Annotated in this window: 17 protein-coding genes and 2 pseudogenes; 7 read left to right on the top strand and 12 right to left on the bottom strand. The window is 71.3% G+C overall.

Features of this window, described 5'->3' with window-relative positions:
- Positions 1-19 precede the first annotated feature (19 nt).
- Positions 20-415, top strand: a pseudogene (locus tag KV205_RS06135) (molybdopterin dinucleotide binding domain-containing protein); the annotation flags it as partial.
- Between the two features lie 112 nt (positions 416-527).
- On the opposite strand, the gene KV205_RS06130 reads toward KV205_RS06135, so the two are convergent.
- The 8 genes from KV205_RS06130 to KV205_RS06095 all read right to left on the bottom strand — a co-directional run bounded on the left by KV205_RS06130 (position 528) and on the right by KV205_RS06095 (position 8229).
- Positions 528-1385: a universal stress protein gene (locus tag KV205_RS06130; RefSeq protein ID WP_265862813.1), complete on the bottom strand. Its 858-nt coding sequence runs from the start codon at positions 1383-1385 to the stop codon at positions 528-530.
- A gap of 17 nt (positions 1386-1402) precedes the next feature.
- On the bottom strand, positions 1403-2062 hold the full coding sequence (locus tag KV205_RS06125) for a CBS domain-containing protein (RefSeq protein WP_265862812.1): 660 nt from the start codon (positions 2060-2062) through the stop codon (positions 1403-1405).
- Positions 2062-2331, bottom strand: coding sequence for a phosphopantetheine-binding protein (locus KV205_RS06120; RefSeq protein WP_265862811.1), 270 nt, complete (start codon positions 2329-2331; stop codon positions 2062-2064). The genes KV205_RS06125 and KV205_RS06120 overlap by 1 nt, the downstream gene beginning before the upstream one ends.
- Complete coding sequence (locus KV205_RS06115) at positions 2328-3680, bottom strand: 2-oxo acid dehydrogenase subunit E2 (protein WP_265862809.1); 1353 nt, start codon at positions 3678-3680, stop codon at positions 2328-2330. Before KV205_RS06115 ends, KV205_RS06120 begins: the two co-directional genes overlap by 4 nt.
- A gap of 1 nt (position 3681) precedes the next feature.
- Positions 3682-4692, bottom strand: a complete 1011-nt coding sequence (locus KV205_RS06110; protein WP_265862807.1) for an alpha-ketoacid dehydrogenase subunit beta — start codon at positions 4690-4692, stop codon at positions 3682-3684.
- Entirely contained in the window at positions 4689-5627 is a 939-nt protein-coding gene (gene pdhA, locus KV205_RS06105; RefSeq protein ID WP_265862805.1) for a pyruvate dehydrogenase (acetyl-transferring) E1 component subunit alpha, read from the bottom strand. Before pdhA ends, KV205_RS06110 begins: the two co-directional genes overlap by 4 nt.
- Positions 5628-5752: 125 nt before the next feature.
- Positions 5753-7555, bottom strand: a complete 1803-nt coding sequence (acsA, locus tag KV205_RS06100) for an acetate--CoA ligase (protein WP_265862804.1) — start codon at positions 7553-7555, stop codon at positions 5753-5755.
- Entirely contained in the window at positions 7552-8229 is a 678-nt protein-coding gene (locus tag KV205_RS06095) for a CBS domain-containing protein (RefSeq protein WP_265862803.1), read from the bottom strand. Before KV205_RS06095 ends, acsA begins: the two co-directional genes overlap by 4 nt.
- 250 nt (positions 8230-8479) lie before the next feature.
- Between KV205_RS06095 and KV205_RS06090 the strand changes: the two are divergent.
- Positions 8480-8659: pseudogene (locus KV205_RS06090) on the top strand (DUF1918 domain-containing protein); the annotation flags it as partial.
- Positions 8660-8696: 37 nt separating this feature from the next.
- Here KV205_RS06090 and KV205_RS06085 read toward each other — a convergent pair.
- Positions 8697-9296 (bottom strand): CBS domain-containing protein, encoded by a 600-nt coding sequence (locus tag KV205_RS06085; RefSeq protein WP_265862802.1) that lies wholly within the window; start codon positions 9294-9296, stop codon positions 8697-8699.
- A gap of 372 nt (positions 9297-9668) precedes the next feature.
- Between KV205_RS06085 and KV205_RS06080 the strand changes: the two genes are divergently transcribed.
- Together KV205_RS06080 and KV205_RS06075 are read left to right on the top strand one after the other, a co-directional pair.
- Entirely contained in the window at positions 9669-10568 is a 900-nt protein-coding gene (locus tag KV205_RS06080) for a universal stress protein (RefSeq protein ID WP_265863283.1), read from the top strand.
- Positions 10568-11281, top strand: coding sequence for a pyridoxamine 5'-phosphate oxidase family protein (locus KV205_RS06075; protein ID WP_306806260.1), 714 nt, complete (start codon positions 10568-10570; stop codon positions 11279-11281). The genes KV205_RS06080 and KV205_RS06075 overlap by 1 nt, the downstream gene beginning before the upstream one ends.
- 192 nt (positions 11282-11473) lie before the next feature.
- On the opposite strand, the gene KV205_RS06070 is transcribed toward KV205_RS06075, so the two are convergent.
- Positions 11474-12229, bottom strand: a complete 756-nt coding sequence (locus KV205_RS06070; RefSeq protein WP_265862801.1) for a hypothetical protein — start codon at positions 12227-12229, stop codon at positions 11474-11476.
- Between the two features lie 163 nt (positions 12230-12392).
- On the bottom strand, positions 12393-12932 hold the full coding sequence (locus KV205_RS06065) for a DinB family protein (protein ID WP_265862799.1): 540 nt from the start codon (positions 12930-12932) through the stop codon (positions 12393-12395).
- Between the two features lie 582 nt (positions 12933-13514).
- Here KV205_RS06065 and KV205_RS06060 point away from each other — a divergent pair.
- Positions 13515-16229 (top strand): heavy metal translocating P-type ATPase, encoded by a 2715-nt coding sequence (locus KV205_RS06060; RefSeq protein WP_265862798.1) that lies wholly within the window; start codon positions 13515-13517, stop codon positions 16227-16229.
- Positions 16230-16232: 3 nt separating this feature from the next.
- On the opposite strand, the gene KV205_RS06055 is transcribed toward KV205_RS06060, so the two are convergent.
- On the bottom strand, positions 16233-17090 hold the full coding sequence (locus tag KV205_RS06055; protein WP_265862797.1) for a universal stress protein: 858 nt from the start codon (positions 17088-17090) through the stop codon (positions 16233-16235).
- Between the two features lie 225 nt (positions 17091-17315).
- Here KV205_RS06055 and KV205_RS06050 point away from each other — a divergent pair, with 225 nt between their 5' ends.
- On the top strand, positions 17316-18221 hold the full coding sequence (locus KV205_RS06050; RefSeq protein ID WP_265862796.1) for a universal stress protein: 906 nt from the start codon (positions 17316-17318) through the stop codon (positions 18219-18221).
- Positions 18218-19228 carry a universal stress protein gene (locus tag KV205_RS06045; protein ID WP_308404063.1) on the top strand — a complete coding sequence of 337 codons (1011 nt, stop codon included), beginning with the start codon at positions 18218-18220 and terminating at the stop codon, positions 19226-19228. Before KV205_RS06050 ends, KV205_RS06045 begins: the two co-directional genes overlap by 4 nt.
- Positions 19229-19301: the final 73 nt, after the last annotated feature.

Raw genomic sequence — 19301 nt, 5'->3', positions numbered from 1 at the left:
GGCCGCTCACCCTGGGACCATGGCCGGTCGGACGCCCGGGGAGCCGGGCAGACCGGAGTTCGCCACGCCCGGCGGGCGCGGGCACCTGTCGGCGGCCCCCTACCTGCCGCCCGGCGAGGAGCCGGACCAGGACTATCCGCTGGTGCTCGTCACGGGGCGCCGCTGGGCCCACTACAACTCCGGAAGCATGACCCGGCGCGGCGGCAACCTTCTTCTCGACGCGCACGAGCGCCTGGACCTGCATCCCGAGGACGCCGCACGCTACGGACTGCGGGACGGCACCCCTGTCACCGTCGAGAGCCGCCACGGACAGGCGCGACTCGTCGCCCGCGTCGGCACGGAACTCGCTCCGGGGGTCGGCACGGAACTCGCTCCGGGGCAGGTCTTCTGCGCCTTCCACTTCCCGGCCAGCGGCGTCAACTCCCTCACCTCGGAGCACGCCGACACCGTGACCTCGTGTCCGGAGTGCAAGGTCTCGGCTGGTACGGCTGCCGCCGACGGCACCCGAGGGCTGATCGGCACCGAGTTCAGGCATGGGCCACGACGGCCACGGGCACCGGGCTGTGGTGCAGCGCAGCGTGGGCCACGCTCCCGATGGGCGCGCCCAGCGCCGAATGGCGAGTACGCCGACCCACCACCACGAGCGCTGCGTCCCCGGCGGCCTCGACCAGTTTGAGGCCGGCCGATCCGACCACCACGCGGTCGACGGCCTCGACGTCCGGGTACTTCGCCCGCCAAGGCTCCAGCAGCTCTTCCAACGAACGCTCGATCTCCGGAGCCAGTGCAAGGCGGATGTCTGGCACCATGGCGGGTCCGAGTCCCGCGAACAGCGGAAGCTGCTCGGCATACACGACATGGATTTGGGAGTCATGCCGGGCGGCTTCCTCGAAGGCGAAGCCCAGCACGGCGTCCACGGGCTGCCGCACGTCGGTCCCCACCACGACCGGGCGTCTCGGATCGCTCGCCCCGCTGCCGGCCCGTACCAGCACGACAGGCCGTTCGACCGCGCCGGCGACCGTCAGGCCAACCGAGCCGAGCAGATAGCCGGCCACACTGCCGAGGGCCCGTGAGCCGAGAACGAGCAGCTCGCTCTCCTCGGCCGCGGCGACGAGGCCCGGCACGGGACCCGCGGGCAGCATTCGGGTGGTCACCGACAGGCCGGGACGGCGCTCGCGCAGGCGGGCGGCGGTGCGCGACAGCATCTCCTCGGCCCACGTCTCGTCGGACCCTCGTGGCATGAAGGACAGCACGCTCTCCGGTACCGGTTCCCTGGCGTACACCAGGTGCACGCCGGTGCCGCGCAGCAGCGCCTCCTCAGCCGCCCACTCCGCGGCAGCCTTCGCCTGTTCCGTGCCGTCCAGGCCGACCACGATGCTCCGCGTCATGACCGTGCACCTCCTCGTCAGGTGTCGTCGACGTCGTACAGAAGACGGGTGGAGGAAACTGAGACCACGCCGTCGACAGTCGCGCACATGCGCTCTACCGCTGGGATCATGCGCCGGAAGGGAAGGGTTCCGCTGAGCTCCACACGGCCGTCACGTACCTCGACGGTGAGCACGGCAGGTCCGAGACGCAGGGTGTCGCCGAGCACGTCCTCGACGATCTCCCGGCGGATGTCCTCGTCCTCGCGGAGGAAGATGCTCAGCAGATCGCGGCGGCTCACGATGCCCACCAGCCGGTCCTCGGCGTCGACGACGACGAGCCGCTTGACCCCTTGGACCTCCATCAGCCGCGCCGTCTCCGCCACGGTCCAGTCCGGGCGGGCGCACACGGCGGGTGCCGACATCAGCTCCTCGGCCCGTGTCCCCTCGGCCTTGGCCCGCTCCCATGCCTCCAGGTCCGGAACGGCCGACCGATCACCCGGTGCGGCTGCCTGGTCGGCGGTCTTGCGCAGCAGATCCCCCTCCGACACCACCCCGACCACCCTGCCCCCGCCGTTCAGCACGGGAACAGCGGTCACCCGGTGCTGCGAGAGCGTGCGGGCGACCTCCTTGAACGAGGCGTCGCCGCGGACACTCACCACTTCGCGCGTCATCAGCTCGCCGATCCTGCGGTGACGCATCACCCTCTCCTTTCTTGTGCGGGTGTACGTTCCTCGCCCAGCAGGCGAGCGGCGCAGCCGTCCCAGGTGTCGAGGGCCGGATAGTCGTCCTCGGTGAGTTCCGTCCCGCTGAGTTCGGCGAGCGCCTCGACGAACTCGAGGAAGTCCAGCGAATCCATCTCGAACGTGTCCCGCAGAGACACGCGGGGATCCAGCCCGGTGAACTCGGCGCCGGGGACTACACGCTGCACGGCTTGCCGAACGAACTCCTTGGCCTCGTCGTGGTTCACAGTTCCTCCGGTTGTTGCAGGAGCCGGTCCATGGTGGTCAGGAAACGCGCGCCCGTGGCACCGTCGGCGGCTCGGTGATCGGCGGACAGCGTCGCCGTCAGCACGGGATGCACTCCCAGCAGGCCGTTCACGGCCACCGGCTGCTCGACGATCCTGCCGAGGCCGATGAGCGCGACCTGCGGCGGGTAGACGACGCCGAACACCGCCTCGACGCCCTGGTCACCGAGGTTCGTGACGGTGAGACTGGGATCGGCGGTCTGCGACGCGCGGAGCCGACCGCCCCGTGCCCGTGCCACCAGATCCTTCAGCGCGGCCATCACCTCGGCCACGGAGAGCGTGTCGGCGTGTGCGAGGGCCGGGGCGACAAGACCACCGCCCCGCAAGGAAACGGCGACGCCCAGCCGTACCTCCTCCGCCGGGACGAAGCCGTCGTCGCCCCAGTGCCCGTTGAGCTCGGGCACCTTGCGCGCAGCCATCGCGACGGCCTTGAAGGTGAGCGCGGCGGGCACCAGACGGGCGGACAGGGGCAGTTCGCGGTTGCGCGCGTGCATCCACTCCAGTGCCGCTGCCATGTCCACGGTCGTGGAGAGGTAGAAGTGCGGGATCTCCCGCTTGGACCGGCTCATGAGCCGGGCGGTCGCCGCCCGTGCCGCATCCGGGACGGCCGGCCGCGGTGCGCCCTCGGCGGCTGCGGCGGAACGGACATCCTCGGCACGGACGGTGCCGCCCCGCCCCGTACCCGTCACCTCGGCGAGGTCGACGCCGAGTTCCCTGGCCAACCGCCGCGCGAGCGGTGAGGACTTCACCCGCGCCGGAGCTGGACGCTTCCCCGTCGAGTCGTCAGTGCGTACCGGCTTCGCCGGCTGTGGCGTCGGCGCGGCCTTGTCGCGCTCTGGTGCCGGCGCAGATTCCGGCTTCGGTTCCGCGTGCTCCACGTCCGCGCGTGTGATCCTGCCTCCCGGGCCCGAACCATGGACGGCGGTGAGGTCGACGTGTCGGTCCTCGGCGAGGCGGCGGACCAGGGGTGTCGACGGCGGCGAGCTGTCGACGCGCTGGCTTCGGGCGACGGGCTGTCTCTGGGTGATAGGCCGCCGTTCGGTGGGCCGGCTCTCGGCGGTCGTGCCGATACGTGCCAGCGGGGTGCCCACCGGAACGGTGGTGCCCTCGTCGACGAGGAGGGCCTCGACCGTGCCGGTGTCGAAACACTCCACCTCGATCGCGGACTTGGCGGTCTCGACCACGGCGATGACGTCGCCCCGCGTCACCTGGTCACCCGGGTGCACCAACCACTCGGAAAGCAGGCCCTCGTCCATGTCGGCGCCGAGCGACGGCATGGTGAACTCGGCCATCTCAGCTCACCACCCGGCGCGCCGCCGCCACGATTCCGGACGGCTGGGGGAGTGCCGCCTCCTCCAGCCGGCGGGCGTACGGAATGGGGACCTCCGCGCTGCAGACCCGTTCGACGGGCGCGTCGAGGTCGAAGAACGCCTGTTCGCAGATGCGCGACTCGATCTCGGCCGACAGACTGCCGCTGCGCCAGCCCTCGTCGACCACGACGGCCCGGTGGGTCCGCCGGACCGATCCGACTATCGTGGCGTCGTCCAGAGGCCGCAGCGTCCGCAGGTCGACGACCTCCGCGCTGATCCCCTCCCCGGCCATCGCCTCTGCGGCTTCGAGAGCCTTGGACACACAGCCGCCGTACGCGACGACCGTGACGTCGGTGCCCTCGCGGCGGACGGCCGCGCGGTCCAGGTCGACATCGTGGACCGCCGGATCGAGCATGCCGGCCGTGTTGTAGAGGCTGCCGTGTTCGAAGAGCAGGACCGGGTCGGGGTCGGCGAGCGCGGCCGCCAGCACATGGCGGGCGTCGTCGACCGTGGCCGGCGCCAGGACCCGGAGCCCGGGGATGTGCGCGTACCAGCCTTCGAGGCTGTGGGAGTGCTGGGCAGCCAGCTGCCGTCCCGCGCCCGTCGTCATACGGATCACCAGCGGCACACCGAGCTGTCCGCCGGACATGTGGCGCAGGGTGGCCGCGTTGTTGAGGATCTGGTCGAGGGCCAGCAGGCTGAAGTTGACCGTCATGATCTCGACGACGGGCCGCATCCCGGCCAGGGCGGCGCCGATGCCGGCTCCGACGAACGCGGACTCCGACAGAGGCGTGTCCCGGACGCGATCCGGTCCGAACTCCTCCAGGAGGCCGAGGCTCACGCCGAAGCAGCCGCCGTAACGGCCCACGTCCTCGCCCATGAGGAAGACCCTGTCATCCGAGGCCAGGGCCTCGCGCAGCCCCTCGCGCAGGGCCTCCCGGTAGGTGGTGGTGCCGTCGTCGGGATGCGCCCGCGATCGCGTACGCGTGCTCATGACGGAGCCTCCTCGTGTCGGCCGGTGACGTGGAGCAGCAGGTCCTCGGCCGGCTCCTCGGGAGCCTGTTCGGCCGCCCGGACGGCTCGGTCGATCTCCTCCATGACCTCGTGGTCCAGAGCCTCCAGCGCGGCGTTGTCGAGGAGACCGGTCGCGGTCATCCGGTCGGCGAGGCCCGTGACAGGGTCGTGCCGCTTCCACTCCTCGACCTCCTCCTTCGGCCGGTACCGGTCGGGGTCGTACATCGAATGTGCTCGGAAGCGATACGTCCGCATCTCCAGGAAGTGCGGTCCGTTGCCGGCGCGCATGGACTCGACAGCCCCGCGCGCCGCCTTCTCCACGGCATGTACGTCCATGCCGTCCACGGCCCAGGCAGCCATGCCGTACGACGCGGCCCGCAGGGCGAGGTCCGTCTGGGCGTGTTCGCGGGCGAGGGCCGTCCCCATCGCGTACAGGTTGTTCTCGCAGACGAAAAGCACGGGCAGCCCCCAGAGCGCGGCCAGGTTGGCGGTCTCGTGGAACTCGCCCTCGGCGAAGGCCCCATCACCGAAGAAGCAACAGGTCACCGGGGGATCGCCGCGCATTCGGTCGGCCAGCGCCAGACCGGCCGCGAGCGGCAGGCCGCCGCCCACGATGGCGTTGCCGCCGTAGAAGCGGCGGCCGGCGTCGAAGAGGTGCATGGAGCCGCCGCGGCCGTGGCTGCAGCCGGTGGCCTTCCCGTACATCTCCGCCATCACGGCCTCGGGCGGTACCCCACGGGCCAGCGCGTGGCCGTGTTCGCGGTACGTGGAGACGACCGCGTCCCGCTCGTCGAGCGCCTGGTGGACGCCGACCGCCACTGCCTCCTCGCCGATGTACAGGTGAACGAAGCCCCGTATCGCCGCCGCGCTGTACAGCTCGACGCACCGCTCCTCGAACCGCCGGATGACCAGCATCTGCCGCAGGAGGTCCAGGTCGTGGGATGCCGCAGGAGCGGGGGAAGGCGCCGCGGCTCTACGAGTGCGGCGGGGGCGCTTCGTCTGCGACGTCCTGGCGGACGTGTCGCCGTGTGCGGTGGCCATCACGGCTCCTTCCCGGACATGCCGGCCGTCCCGGCCGGTTCGGGTGTCTCCAGCGTGGACACATCGCCCTCGGGCAGGCCCAGTTCTCGGGCTCGGAGCAGGCGGCGCATCACTTTGCCGCTGCGGGTGTGGGGTAGGTCCTCGACGAACTCGATCTCCCGGGGAGCGACGGCCGGGCCGAGCCGCCGTCGGGCGAACGCCATGACGTCGCGCCGCAGTTCGTCGTCGGGCGGATACTCGGGGCGCGGCAGCACGAACGCCTTGACGATCGAACCGGCCAGCGGGTCCGGGCGCCCGATGACACCGGCCTCGGCGACGGCCGGATGCTCCATGAGCGCGCTCTCCACCTCGAACGGCCCGATGAGGTGCCCCGCGGACTTGATGACGTCATCGGCCCGGCCCACGAACCAGTACCAGCCGTCGGCGTCGCGGCTGACGAGGTCGCCCGTCAGGTACCACCCGTCCGCGAAGCACGCCTCGTAACGGCTCGGCTCGTGGAGGTAGCCGCGGAACATCGACGGCCAGCCCGCCCGCAGGGCGAGTTCGCCCTGGACACCCGGCTCCTGGAGGATCTGGACACGTCCGCCGGCGACCGCGGCCCGGCCGTCCTCGCCACACGCCAGTACGGCGGCTTCGACACCGGGAAGCGGTCGGCCCATCGAACCGGGCCGTAGGGGATCGGCGGCGAAGTTGGCGATCATGATGGCGCCCGTCTCGGTCTGCCACCAGGTGTCGTGGACCGGCAGCCCGAGCGCCTCCTGGCCCCAGTGCACGGCCTCGGGGTTGAGCGGTTCGCCGACGCTCGCGACGAAGCGGAGTGCGGAGAGATCGTGGCGCGCGGCAGGCGTCGGGTCGCCGCTGCGTGGTGCGGCCCGCATCAGCATGCGCAGCGCGGTCGGGGCCGTGTACCAGACGGTGACGTGCTGGTCGGCGAGGATCGCGTACCAGCGGGCGGGGGCGAAGTCCCCTTCGTCGACGACGGTCGTCACCCCATGGGTGAGCGGGGCGATGATGCCGTACGACATGCCGGTGACCCATCCGGGGTCGGCCGTGCACCAGAAGACGTCGCCCTCGTGCAGGTCCAGGGCGTAGGCGGCGGTGACGTGATGGGCGAGGACCGCCTCGTGCACGTGTATCGCGCCCTTGGGGCTGCCCGTCGTGCCGCTGGTGAAGTGCAGCAGTGCCGGCTCGGCCGGATCGGTCGGTCCCACGGTGTACTCGTCCGGCTCGGCGGACGTGAGAGCGGGGAAGGAGAGGGTGTCCCGGGGCGGGTCGGTGCCGGGGTCGAGGAGCAGGACGTGGCGCAGGTGCGGGAGACGGGACCGTACCGGAGCCACCTTGCGCTCGTACAGCTCCCGGGTCGTGACCAGAGCCCGGGCGTTGCCCAGCTCCATGCGCAGCGCGACGGGTTCGGGTCCGAAGGCGGTGAACAGGGGGCACAGGACGCGTCCGGCCCGCAGCGTGCCGAGGACGGTGCTGTACAGCTCGAACCGTCGGCCGAGCAGCGTGCACACCCGCTCGCCGCGTGCCAGGCCGAGCGTCTCCAGGACGTGCGCGAAGCGGGAGCTCTCGGCCGCGAGCCGGGAGAAGGTCACCGTCTGCGTCGATCCGTCGCGGGCGATGCAGCGCAGCGCGACGCGTTCGCCATGGCCCTCGCGCAGGTGCCGGTCGACCGCCTCGTACCCGATGTTGACGCCGCCGTCCGGCAGCCCGGCGAGCCGGGACCGCTCGCGGCGCCAGGAGAACGTCGCCCGGGCGCTGTCGTAGTCGGGCATGACCGGTGCCACCCAAAGGGCGTTCATCGCGGCGTCTCCACGTCGAGCGCGAGGTTGTCGTAGGAGTACTCGATCGATTCGTGCACGGCGACGACTCCGTCGACCGAGCGGCAGAGCCGCACGATCACGGGGATGTCGGCGCGCTCGTCGACCCGGCCCGTCAGCCTGACGACTCCGTCGTCGACCGTCACACGGATCGTGTCGGGGGCGAGGCGCAGTGTGTCGGACAGGACGTCGTGCTCGATCTCGTCGCGGATCGCGGTGTCACTGCGCAGGAAGGGGCGCAGCAGGTCGCTGCGGCTGATGATCCCGACGAGCCGACCGGTCTCGTCGGTGACGGGCAGCCGCTTGATCCCCTTGCGGTGCATCGTCCGGGCCGTCTCGACGAGATTCCAGTTCGGCTGGGCCGTGACAGCGGGCGAGGTCATCAGCTGGGCGGCCGTCTCCGCATCGGGCGGCCCTTTCCCCTGGGACAGCAATCGGACGCCCGTTGGGCGGCCCTCAAGATCAGGGAGCTCGGCTGTGGTCCGCAGCAGATCGGCCTCCGAGACCACGCCGAGCAGGCGTCGGTCCGGGTCGACGACCGGGACCGCCGAAACGCCGTTTTCGGCGAAGAGCCGGGCGATCTCCTTGAACGGGGTCTGCGGGGCGGCAGTGACCACGGAGTGGGTCATCACCTCGAAAACCGTACGGTGCTGCATGACGGTCCTCCTTCACGGGACGTGGCGGGCCCCGATAGATCTCACCCTGCTGCGCGAAGCCGACCCTCGGGCAGAGCCGAATGGTCCCCTTCTGGGACTGTTCGCCCCTATGGCGGTCGGCCGGCCAGGACGCACGGTGGAGGCGAGAGCACCGGTCTCGGGAGGGCCGCGGCCGGGCGTGCGGGGCCGGGAGGCGAGAGCGATGACTGCGACCGGAACACGGCAAGCCCAGGAGAGGCCACGCGCCGGGCTGTGGGCTCATGTCGGAGACCGGCTGATCGTGGGTGGTGCCACGGTCGGCGACGAGGGGCGTGACGGTGAGATCGTCGGGTTGCACCACACCGACGGAACTCCCCCCTTCGACGTCCGATGGTCGGACACGGGCCGGGTCACTCTGGTGTTCCCGGGGCCGGACGCGCGGGTCCAGCACTTTCCGACGCATGACGCGACGCATGACGCGAAGGCCGCTACGCGGTCGTGAACTCCGCGGCCGCGTCCACCACGCCGGGGACCGCCCGGGCGAGCCGCAGAGCCAGATCCGCGGATACGGACTCGGGCAGGCGCCCGGTGAGCGTCACCGCGCCGTCCGCGACCCGTACGGTGAGCGCGGTGTCGCCTTCCGGGATCAGGTGCGTGAGGAGTTCGTGCCTCACGTCCTCGGCGACTTCGGCATCGGAGCGCAGGTAGACCTTGAGCAGGTCGCCCCTGCTGACGACACCGACCGGGCGGCCTTCCTCGTCCACCACGGGGAGCCGCTTGAGACGCCCACGCCCCATCAGCCGCGCCGCCCCCGCGATCGTGGCGCCGCGCGGCACGGTGACGGCCGGCGCCGACATCAGGCTGCCCGCCGTCACCGATCCCACGCTGTCCCGGTCCTCTCCCGGAACCTTGCCGAGAATGTCCGCCTCGGACACGACGCCGACCACCCGCCCCTCGGCCGACAACACCGGAACCGCGCTCACACCCCAGCGCCGCATGGACCGGACGATCTCCTTGACCGGTGCGCCGAGCCTGGCGGAGACCACCGCATGGGTCATCACGTCGTCGACGGTACGTGGGTGCTTCATGACCGGCCTCCGGTACGTCTGCGCCCCGAATCCTGTTGCTGCGAGGGTGTCGCCGCCGGGCGGCGGGCGACAAGGGCCGAAAGGGGCACGGTCGTGACCTGGCCAGCCCTGGCCCGGACGGTCGGCCGGTGCTTTCCTGAAAGTGAGGAGGGGCCCGCCCCAGGGACGCGGGGAAGCGGCTTCGAGCCGCGCACCGCGCGATCAGGATCCGCGAGAAGCGGATGGGCCTCTCCTTCAGTCGTGTCTGAGGGTGCCACCTCCACGCGTGGTCCGGGCGGACCACGCCCGGGGCCGACCGGCCCTACCCAGCGCCCGCAGCCTGGTGCGAGCGTGGCAGCACGTCACCACCCGACCCGGAAGGCGGTGGGCACGATGGAGTCGCCCCTGGTGGTAGGAGTCGACGGGTCCGACGCCAGTCTCACGGCCTTGGACTGGGCCGTCGACGAAGCGGTACGGCACGGGCTTCCCCTACGGATCGTCCACGCCTCGCTGTGGGAGCGGTACGAAGGAGTCGTCCCGACCTGGGCCACGGACCGGCCCTCGGGCCAGGTCCTCGCCGAGAACATCGTCGGCATTGCGGCCGAACGCGCCCGGCGCCGTGCAGCCGACCTCCCCATCACCACGGATGTCCTCGCTGAAGACGCCTCTACCGGGCTGCTCGGGGAGGGGCGGGAGGGTTCGATCCTCGTCGTCGGGTCCCGAGGGCGCGGCGAGTTCGCCGACCTTCTGCTCGGATCCGTCAGCCTCATCGTGGCCGCCCGGGCCCACTGCCCGGTCGTCGTCGTCCGTGGGGACCGGCAGGCACTGGAGGCACGCCACGGGCGCGTTCTGCTCGGCGTCGGAGAACATGACGTCGACTCGCCGGCCGTGCGTTTCGCCTTCCGCGAGGCGGCGGCCCGGGACGCCGAACTCGACGTCGTCCGTGCCTGGCGACGACCGGCGCACGGACCGGCCGACCACCTGCTGATGAAGCGCGCCGGGGGAGCCTACTTCGCGGAGGAGTCCACCGAGCTGCTCGACAAGGCCCTAGAGGCCGCGGTGTCCGAACATCCCAAGGTCCGCCTGCGCAGGAGCTCGGTCGAAGGCCCCGCCCACACGGTACTGACCGAGCGCTCGGCCGCCGCCGACCTGCTGGTCGTCGGCGCGCGACGTACGGACAGGCTCGTCGGCCTGGAACTCGGCAGGGTCGCCCACCGCGCCCTGCACCACGCCTCGTGTCCGGTCGCCGTCGTACCCCAGCGGAATCCGGAGCCCATGGAAGGAGGCCGGTGATGAACATGGCCGATGACCGGCACGCGCCGCACGTCACGAGCGACCTGGGCCGTCGCGTCGCGGCACGGCGCATGCAGTTGGGTCTGTCCCGGGAGGAAGTGGCCGAACGAGCCGGCTCCGCACCAGGCTTCATCGCCTACGTCGAGGAGCGGGTGCCGACCCCGGGCATCGAATTCCTGGTCCGGCTCGCGAACGCCCTGGAGACCAACGTTCAGGACCTCACCGGGTACAGGGCGGACCTCGCGCCCGGCGGAGGCCACGCCGGGCACCGGGCACGGACGGAGGAGATCGGCGAGGCCGAATGCTGGGAGCTGCTCGCCGGCCACGGCGTCGGCCGGATCGCCGTCGAGGGAGGAGACGGCCTGGCGGTCTTCCCTGTGAACTACCGAGTCGTCGACGGGGAGATCGTCTTCATGACCGCCGCCGACTCGACCCTCGCGCGCGCTTCGGCGTCCGGCGCCGAAGCCGCCTTCGAGCAGGACCGCCTGGACGAAGCGTTCAGCCAGGGTTGGAGCGTACTCCTCGTCGGTCCGGTACGTACGGTGTCGGACGAGCCGTCGATACAGAGGATCACGGACGCCGGCCGCCCGGAGCCGTGGGCCGGCGAGGGGCGCGACACCATGGTGACGCTCTCGCCGCGCCGCGTGACCGGCCGCCGCATCCGGGTGCCGGGCGCGCCCGGCACGCCGTCCGGGTCTGCTGACCGGGCGTGATCGATGAGATCGCTGGAGAGTACCGGACCAGCTGGCCGTGGGTGGACCCACGACGAACGCGTCTACCGCGCCCTGCTCTCCGGGCTCGATGCCGCAGAGGACCTCGACTGGGTTCCGCGCCCAGCTGACGACCATGCAGAGAAGCGCTCGTCAGCACATGGCAAATGACCCCGGTCAGGGGCGGACGTGGCGTCAGTGCTCGCTGGTGGCGACGTAGGTGCCGTGCCAGGTGTGGTCCCACACGGCGCCGGTGGAGGCGTTGACCGACAGCATGCCGCTGATCTTCCCCGAGCGCAGTGTGTGCAGGGTGTAGTAGCCCGGGAACGCCTCGGCCTCGCCGACGGTCAGGTCACTGTCCCGGTCACGCAGCCACTTCTGGGCGCGGTCCTGGGCCTGGTCCCGGGAGATCCGGTTCGTGGCCTGGCCGCCGTGGTGCATGCCGTATTCGGTGTTCCACCTCATTGCGGGCCCGTACTCGATTCCGGTGTCACTGTCAGACGGATCGACGAGGATCTCCGTGGCCAGTTTCCCGTCAGGGGTTGCCAGTTCGGCGTAGTAGTTCTTCGAGAACTGCATGACCTCACCGACACGCAGGTTGAGCGGGGCGGCGAAGGTTTCGGCCCGCTGACGGGCCTGGCCCAGGGTCTTGACCGGGGTGCCGTCGCCGCGCTGCCAGTAGTGCCCATTCACCATGCCGGGACCCCAGGCGCAGTCATCGCGGCCCATCATGCCCGGCCCCATGCCGGGCTCCCACGACTTCCAGTCGTCCCAGTCGTCGCCCGACACACCCGGACCCCAGCAATCGCTGCCGGAGGGGCGCGGTTGGGCGACGGCTGGGCTGAGCGACGTGCCGCCGGTGCTGTTGCCGGCCGCGCATCCAGAGGCCAGCGTGCCGGACAGCACGAGGGCCGCCAGGACGCCGGCGATCCGCCTGTTCGGCCTGGGCATGATCGCCACCCTTCCGGGCCGTTCAGCCGCGGCCGCCGGACCGGCGCCCGCGGGAAATGTCTCCTCCAGCCTCTCTCCGGCCTCAAGGACCGCCTAGGGCCTTCCGGACCCGGCCGGTGTGCCGATTGGCCTGCTAATGCGACGGCCTGGGACACCTTTGGGGTCAGCGGGCACCGTTCAGGGTGAGCTGAGCGTGGTGGAAGTCGAAGTGCTGCGTCGGGTAGCGGTAGATGTCCGCGAGCGTCATGAAGTCCTTGAAGAAGGGATCCCATTGCATGGGGTAGTGCATGCCGCGGGCGAGGGCGGCCTCGGACTCCGCCGCGAGCTTGCGGTGGAGTGCGTCGATGAGGCGGTCGAACGCAGCGTCCATCCGGCGCCGCCCGTAGACCTTCACGGCCCCACACGGCCCGAGATAGTTGACGAGGTCGAACGGCACCGTCGCCGCATTCAGCACCCGGGCGAACCCCTTCCCCACGCCTGCGGGAAGTCGCCCGAAGAAGCGCACGAGGAATAGCAGCCGCACGGTGACCATGTAGCCGAAGAGCATGTGCCACAGCAGCTGCTCGTTGTTCCACCGGGTTCCGTCGGTAGCCCGGGCCAGCGCCGCCTCGGAGGCGGTATCGAGGAGACGATGGAAGGTCTGCCGGACGCGCTCGTAGTCGTCGTGCACCGCTTGCCGATCCATCGGATGCGTGTTCGTCATGGCTGCCGCTCTCCGTCGACACTGAAGTTGCGTCGGGACAGCGATGATGCGCCTATCCAGGCCCCGGCACCAGCGGCAGCGCGCGGGCGTGGCAAGACTTGCGACCGCAGTCCGTCACTCCGTGGCCTCCAGCGCGTCGAGGCGACTGCAGCAATCACCGTTGTCACGGAACTCACATGGACCTTGGGCCGGTGCAGGCGCGGCCGGATCCGCAGTGGTCATCGTGCTGCCGCTGCCGGTCCCCGCCCGTGACCGCTCTGGTCGCGCACGCCGCGCATCATGAAGCACATCATCGGCAGACAGGCCAGCACCAGGCCCGGATCGCCAGAGTGCTGGCTGGGACACGGAGGGCAAGGGCGCCGACGACGGCGATGGCCACGGCAACGGCGGACAGGCCCCATCGGTTCTGCTTCGTCACGGGCCTCCTCCTGCCCTCCTCTCATCGTCTCCCCGGCCAGCGGCCCGGAGCGGGGTCGGACGGTCCCCTTCTGCGGGTCCGGTCAGGCCCTGCCCGGCCGGGGTGGCCGACGTGGGTACTGAGCGGGAGGCTGGAACAGCAGGTGCGCGAGGAGGCGAGGGACGATGCCTATCGTGGACGTGATCGTCGTCGTGGTTGCCGTCGGCCTCATCGCCGTGCTGGGCTGGTACTTCTTCGGCCCGCGGAAGGCCGGCACGGCCCGCGTGGAGGGAGGCGTGCAGCGGGTTGACGTGACGGTGCGGGGCGGCTACAGCCCGAACCTGATCAAGGTCCGCCAGGGCATACCGGTCGAGCTCGTCTTCGACCGTCAGGAGGCCGGCGAATGCACCTCCCGCGTCGTGTTCCCCGATCTCAGGGTCGGGGCCGGCCTTCCCGCTCATACCCGTACGACCGTGCGGCTGAGCCCTGACCGGCCGGGCACGTACGGGTTCGCCTGCGGCATGAACATGATTCACGGGGCCCTCGTCGTCGAACCCGCCGACGGCGGAGCACCGGAACCGGGCGCGGTGTCAGGCGGGGAAGCGGCGCCCGGCACGGGGGCGACCTCGGCCGAGGACGCGGAGGCGGCCGACATCGCCGAGCGCCAGGCGGAGATCAAGGACCTGACCCGCCGCGTCGTGGTGGGCGCGGTGCTCACCGCGCCGGTGCTGTTCGCCGTCATGGCGCACGAGCTGTTCGACGCCGACTGGGTGCCCGGCTGGATGCTGAACCACTGGTTCCAGCTCGCACTGATCACACCGGTGATGTTCTACACCGGCTGGCCTGTGCACTTGACCGGCTGGCTTGCTCTGCGTCACCGGTCGGCGGACATGAACTCCCTGATCACCCTGGGCACGAGCGCCGCCTACGGATTCAGTCTGCTCGTCACCCTCACCCCGGGGCTGCTCCCCGAGGACGTACGGGAGGTGTACTTCGAAGCGGTCGGCGTCATCCTGACCCTGATCCTGCTGGGCCGTCTTCTGGAGGCACGCGCCAAGGCCGGCACGGGCGAGGCCATCCGCGCTCTGATCGGCCTGCAGGCACGCACCGCACGCGTCCTGCGCGACGGCGCCGAGACCGAGACACCCGTCGACGAGGTGGTCGTCGGGGACGAGGTCGTCATCCGCCCCGGGGAGAAGATCCCCGTCGACGCCGAGGTCCTGTCGGGCTCGTCGGCCGTGGACGAGTCGATGGTGACCGGTGAGCCGATACCCGTCACCAAGCAGGCGGGCGACGGCGTCATCGGCGCCACCGTCAACACCACGGGCTCGTTGCGGGTCCGCGCGGCCAAGGTCGGGGCCGACACGATGCTCGCCCAGATCGTCCGTCTCGTGCAGCAGGCGCAGGCGTCCAAGGCGCCCATCCAGCGTCTCGCCGACGCGATCTCCGCCTACTTCGTCCCGGCCGTGATCGCCGTCGCGATCGGCACCTTCGCCCTCTGGTACACGATCGGCCCCGCACCGGCCCTCACCATGGCCCTGGTCTCCGCCGTCGCCGTGCTGATCATCGCTTGCCCCTGCGCCCTCGGCCTGGCCACCCCGCTCTCGGTCATGGTCGGCACCGGCAAGGGAGCGCGGGCCGGCATTCTCATCCGCTCAGCCGAAGCTCTGGAGACCGCCCACAAGCTCGACACCATCGTCCTTGACAAGACGGGAACCGTCACCGAAGGCAGGCCGGTCCTCACCGACGTGGAGCCGGTCGGCGGCTTCAGCGAGGACGAGCTGCTCGCCCTCGCGGCGGGCGCCGAGAGCGACAGCGAGCACCCGCTCGCCCGGGCGGTCGTCGAGGGCGCCCGTGACCGCGGCTTGACCGTCCCCGGTGCCTCGGACTTCGACTCCGTCACCGGCAAGGGGGTCCGGGCCACTGTCGACGGTCGCGCCGTCCTCGTGGGAACGGTCCGTCTTCTCGCGGACTCCGGCGTCGACACTCCCGACGTGGCCGAGCGGGCAGGGCGGCTGTCCGAGCAGGGCAGGACGCCCGTGCTCGTCGCGGTCGACGGACGCGCCGTCGGCGCGCTGGCCGTCGCCGACACTGTCAAGGAAGATTCGGCCCGGGCCGTGGCCGCCCTGCGGCAGCTCGGTACCGACATCGTGATGCTCACCGGCGACAACGCCCGCACCGCCGCCGCGATCGCCGGCCAGGTCGGCATCCCCCGCGTCCTGGCGGAGGTGCTGCCTGAGCACAAGGCCGACGAGATCCGCCGACTTCAGGACGAGGGGCGCACGGTCGGCATGGTCGGCGACGGCATCAACGACGCCCCCGCGCTCGCCCAGGCCGACATCGGCCTCGCGATCGGCACCGGCACCGACGTCGCCATCGAAGCCGCCGACATCACCCTCATCTCCGGCTCCCTCGCCGGAGTCGTCACCGCCATCCGCCTCTCGAAGGCGACCATGCGCAACATCAAGCAGAACCTGTTCTTCGCCCTCGTCTACAACGCCGTCGGCATCCCGCTGGCAGCCGGTGCCCTCTATCCCCTCTGGGGCATCCGCCTCAGCCCGATCATCGCCGCGGCCGCCATGGCCCTGTCATCCCTGTCCGTCGTCACCAACGCCTCCCGCCTGCGCCGCTGGCGCCCAGCGCCACTGCCCGAAGCGGGCGGCACACCGACGCAACCCGAAGTCGAGACCGCGACCGACACCGCGCGGCGGCAGGACGGCCCGGACGGAAGCGACATGGCCGTCGACCCCGTCTGCGGCATGGAGGTCGACCCCAAGACCGCGCCCGAGCACCGGGACAGTCCCGCAGGCGCACTCCACTTCTGCTCCACCGACTGCGCCACCACGTACGACGCCGATCCGGACCGCTACACGCCCTCCCTGAGCCGCCGGCATCCGTAGAGATCACGGCAAAGGGACGACGGCGACCGGCGCGGGGCTGTGGTGGATGACCGCGTGGGCGACATGGCCGAGATGAGCGCCGAGGGGGACTTTCCGGCTCCGGCGTCCCACGATGACGAGCTGCGCGGTCTGTGACGCCTCGACCAGCTGGTACGCAGGCGAGCCCACCACCACACTGGCCGCCACGTCCACACCCGTGTACCGCTTCCGCCAGGGAGCCACCAGGTCGTCCAGACCGCCGAGGAGTTGGCCGCCCAGCTCCTCGCCGATCCCCGGGTCCATGACGGCCGCGTAGCCGTACGAGGCGGGAAGCGTCCAGCTGTGCAGGAACCTCAGCGGCGTGTTCCTGCGGGCGGCTTCGTTGAACGAGAACGCGAGCAGGGCTTCGCACGGGTGGTAGATGTCGACGCCCACCACGATGTCGCCCTCGGGAGCCACGGGGGCCGGCTCCGCTCGCACGAGGACGACGGGCCGACGCGCCGAGCCGACGACGGCGAGGGAGACCGAGCCGACGATGAAGCCCCGGACGCCACCGAGCCCACGTGATCCGAGCACCGTCAGATCCGCCTCGTTCGCGGCGGCCGTCAGCTCCTCGGCCGCCCGGCCCCGCGCACGCTCCGTGAGCACGTCGAGGCCGGGGTGGTCCTTCCGTACGCGGTCCGCCTCGTCCCGCAGGAGGCTCTCGGCCCGCTCGGCCAAGGTGCGGGCGTATGGCAGGGGCACCTCAGGGGTGTTCGGCCACTCCTCCACGTGCACCAGCCGGAGGGGCACTTCACGCAGCACCGCTGCCGTCGCCGCCCAGCCCACGGCGGCGAGGCTTTCCTTCGAGCCGTCCAGACCGACGGTGACCTGAGCAGTCATGGCATGCCTCCTCAGTCGTGTCCGCTCCGTTCCGTGCGTGGTCCGGATCGGAGAGGACGTCCCGAATTCCAGGCTGGTGGTCGCGCGCCTCCCGGCAGCAGGGCCGGGCAGGTCTCGATCGGGGCCGAACGGCCCATCCCGAGCATGCCCACCACGGTGTCAGCGTGGGAGGTGTCGCCCCTGGGAGGTGCCCCGAGCGAGGGGTGTACCTCGGAGGAGGAAGCCATGACCAGCGAGATCCCCGCTCGACCAGAGCTCGGCAACGTCGTCGTGGGAGTCGACGGGTCCTCCTCAGGGCGCACGGCGCTTCTCTGGGCCGCCGCCGAGGCGGACCGGCGGGGGCGGCCCTTGCATCTCGTCCACGCCGCCGACACCGACCGCCGGGCTCTCTTCGCCGATGCGGAGACGATCCAGGCGGTACGCGAAGCGGGCCGCGACCTGCTGAACGAGACCGCGAGCACGGTCCAGGAGCGCTTTCCTGACCTCACCCTCACAAAGGAACTGAGCCGCCAGGAGCCGGTCGCCGGTCTCCGGGCTGCCGCCGGTCACCGGGGCACGATTGTGGTGGGCAACCGGGGCCTCGGCGGATTCTCCGCGCTCATGCTCGGCTCCGTGGGTCTGGGCGTGGCAGCCCGTGCCGAGTCGCCCGTGATCGTCGTCCGTGGTGACAGCGACCGGCCCGAGTCGGGCTCGGTGACGGCAGCCGTGCACGGCGCCTCGGATCTCGGGTGGCTGCTCGTCGCGGCTGCCGAGGCGGATGCCCGCAAGGCGGTCTTGCGACTGGTGAGCGTCTGGAACGTGCTCACCCACGTCGGCACGGTCGCGACCATGCTGGACGACCTCGACGAGATCGCGCGGCAGCGCGTGCACGAGATCAAGGCGCTCGCCGACCGCGTGCGTGACTTCTATCCCGGGCTCATCGTCAGCCATCACGTCGAGACGGGCACGAGCACGCCCGGGATCCTGGTGGAGGCGAGTGCCCACACCGATCTGCTCGTGATGGGCAGAGAACACCGTGTTCTGGGCGCAGGCCCGTCCCTGGGGCGCGTCGCCCACGTGTTGCTCCACCACGCCCACTCACCGGTGGAGATCGTCCCACCCGCCTTCGCCACCCAGGTCGTGGAGACGTGAACGAGATACTGCTCGGAATCGACCCCCGGGAGCAGTCCATCCCCGCTCTCGTCTGGGCCGCCGACGAGGCCGTACGAAGAGGGCTGGCGCTCCGTCTGGTCGTCGCCGTACCGCCCGCCCACGACAGGCTCCGCTACGACGCATTTGCCCATCAGAGTGCCCTGCGACTCCGAGCGGAGTCGGCGATCGCCAACGCGGAGGACCTCGTACGGGAACTCCACGGCGGTCTGCGGACCGCGACGGAACTCGTGAACGGTGTGCCGGCGACCGTGCTCCAGGACCTGGCGGCGCACGCCGCACTCGTCGTCGTGGGCTCGCGCCGACTCGGCAGGGCGGCCGAAGCGTTCAGCGAGAGCTCCGTGGTCGTCCCGCTCACCGCGCGCGCCGCTTGCCCCGTCGTCGTGGTCCGCGAACCCGAACACAGCGCCGTGCACCCACCGACCCTCGTCGTCGGCGTGGACGGAAGTGAGTCCTCACAGGCCGCGGTCGCCTTCGCAGTCGAAGAGGCGAGCCTGCGCGAGGCACGACTGTGCGCCGTCTGGGTCTGGCCCCTGTCCCTGCTCGCCCACGACGATGTGGCCGAGGGCCTGACCGAACGCCGTCGGCTGCTGGCAGAGTCAGTGGCCGGGCGGGCGCGGAGGTATCCGGACGTCGCCATCTCCCAAGAGGTCGTTCGAGGACACCCGGTCGAGCAACTCGCCCTGGCGTCCCAGCAGTCCCTCGCCCTGGTCCTCGGCCGCAGAGGCCGCGGCGGCTACTCCGGCATGCGGCTGGGTTCGACGGTCCACGGCCTGCTGCACCGCGCCATGTGTCCCGTGATCACCGTCCCCTTCCCGTGGCGCGAGGGGCGGACCGGCGACCCGGCATGGGCCGACCGGTCCCGTTCCAGGACCGCCGACCGGCCCCCGCCCGCTGACCCGCTCGGCACTGGGGCGCTACGGCCTCCGCGCGGGACGGTGGGGCGAGAGGACGACCCCGGTCCGTCCGCCGGTTCCCCGGAGAGGTGAGCACCATGCAGCGCATCCGGATCAACCCCCGGCCCCGACAGCCCCGCAGGCCGAGCCCCCTCGATCTGCGCAC

Origin of the sequence: Streptomyces sp. SKN60, assembly GCF_026236535.1 — a bacterium.
Lineage (GTDB): Bacteria > Actinomycetota > Actinomycetes > Streptomycetales > Streptomycetaceae > Streptomyces.
The sequence above is the reverse complement of the archived record's forward strand: the minus strand, read 5'-3'. Positions and strand labels throughout refer to the sequence as shown.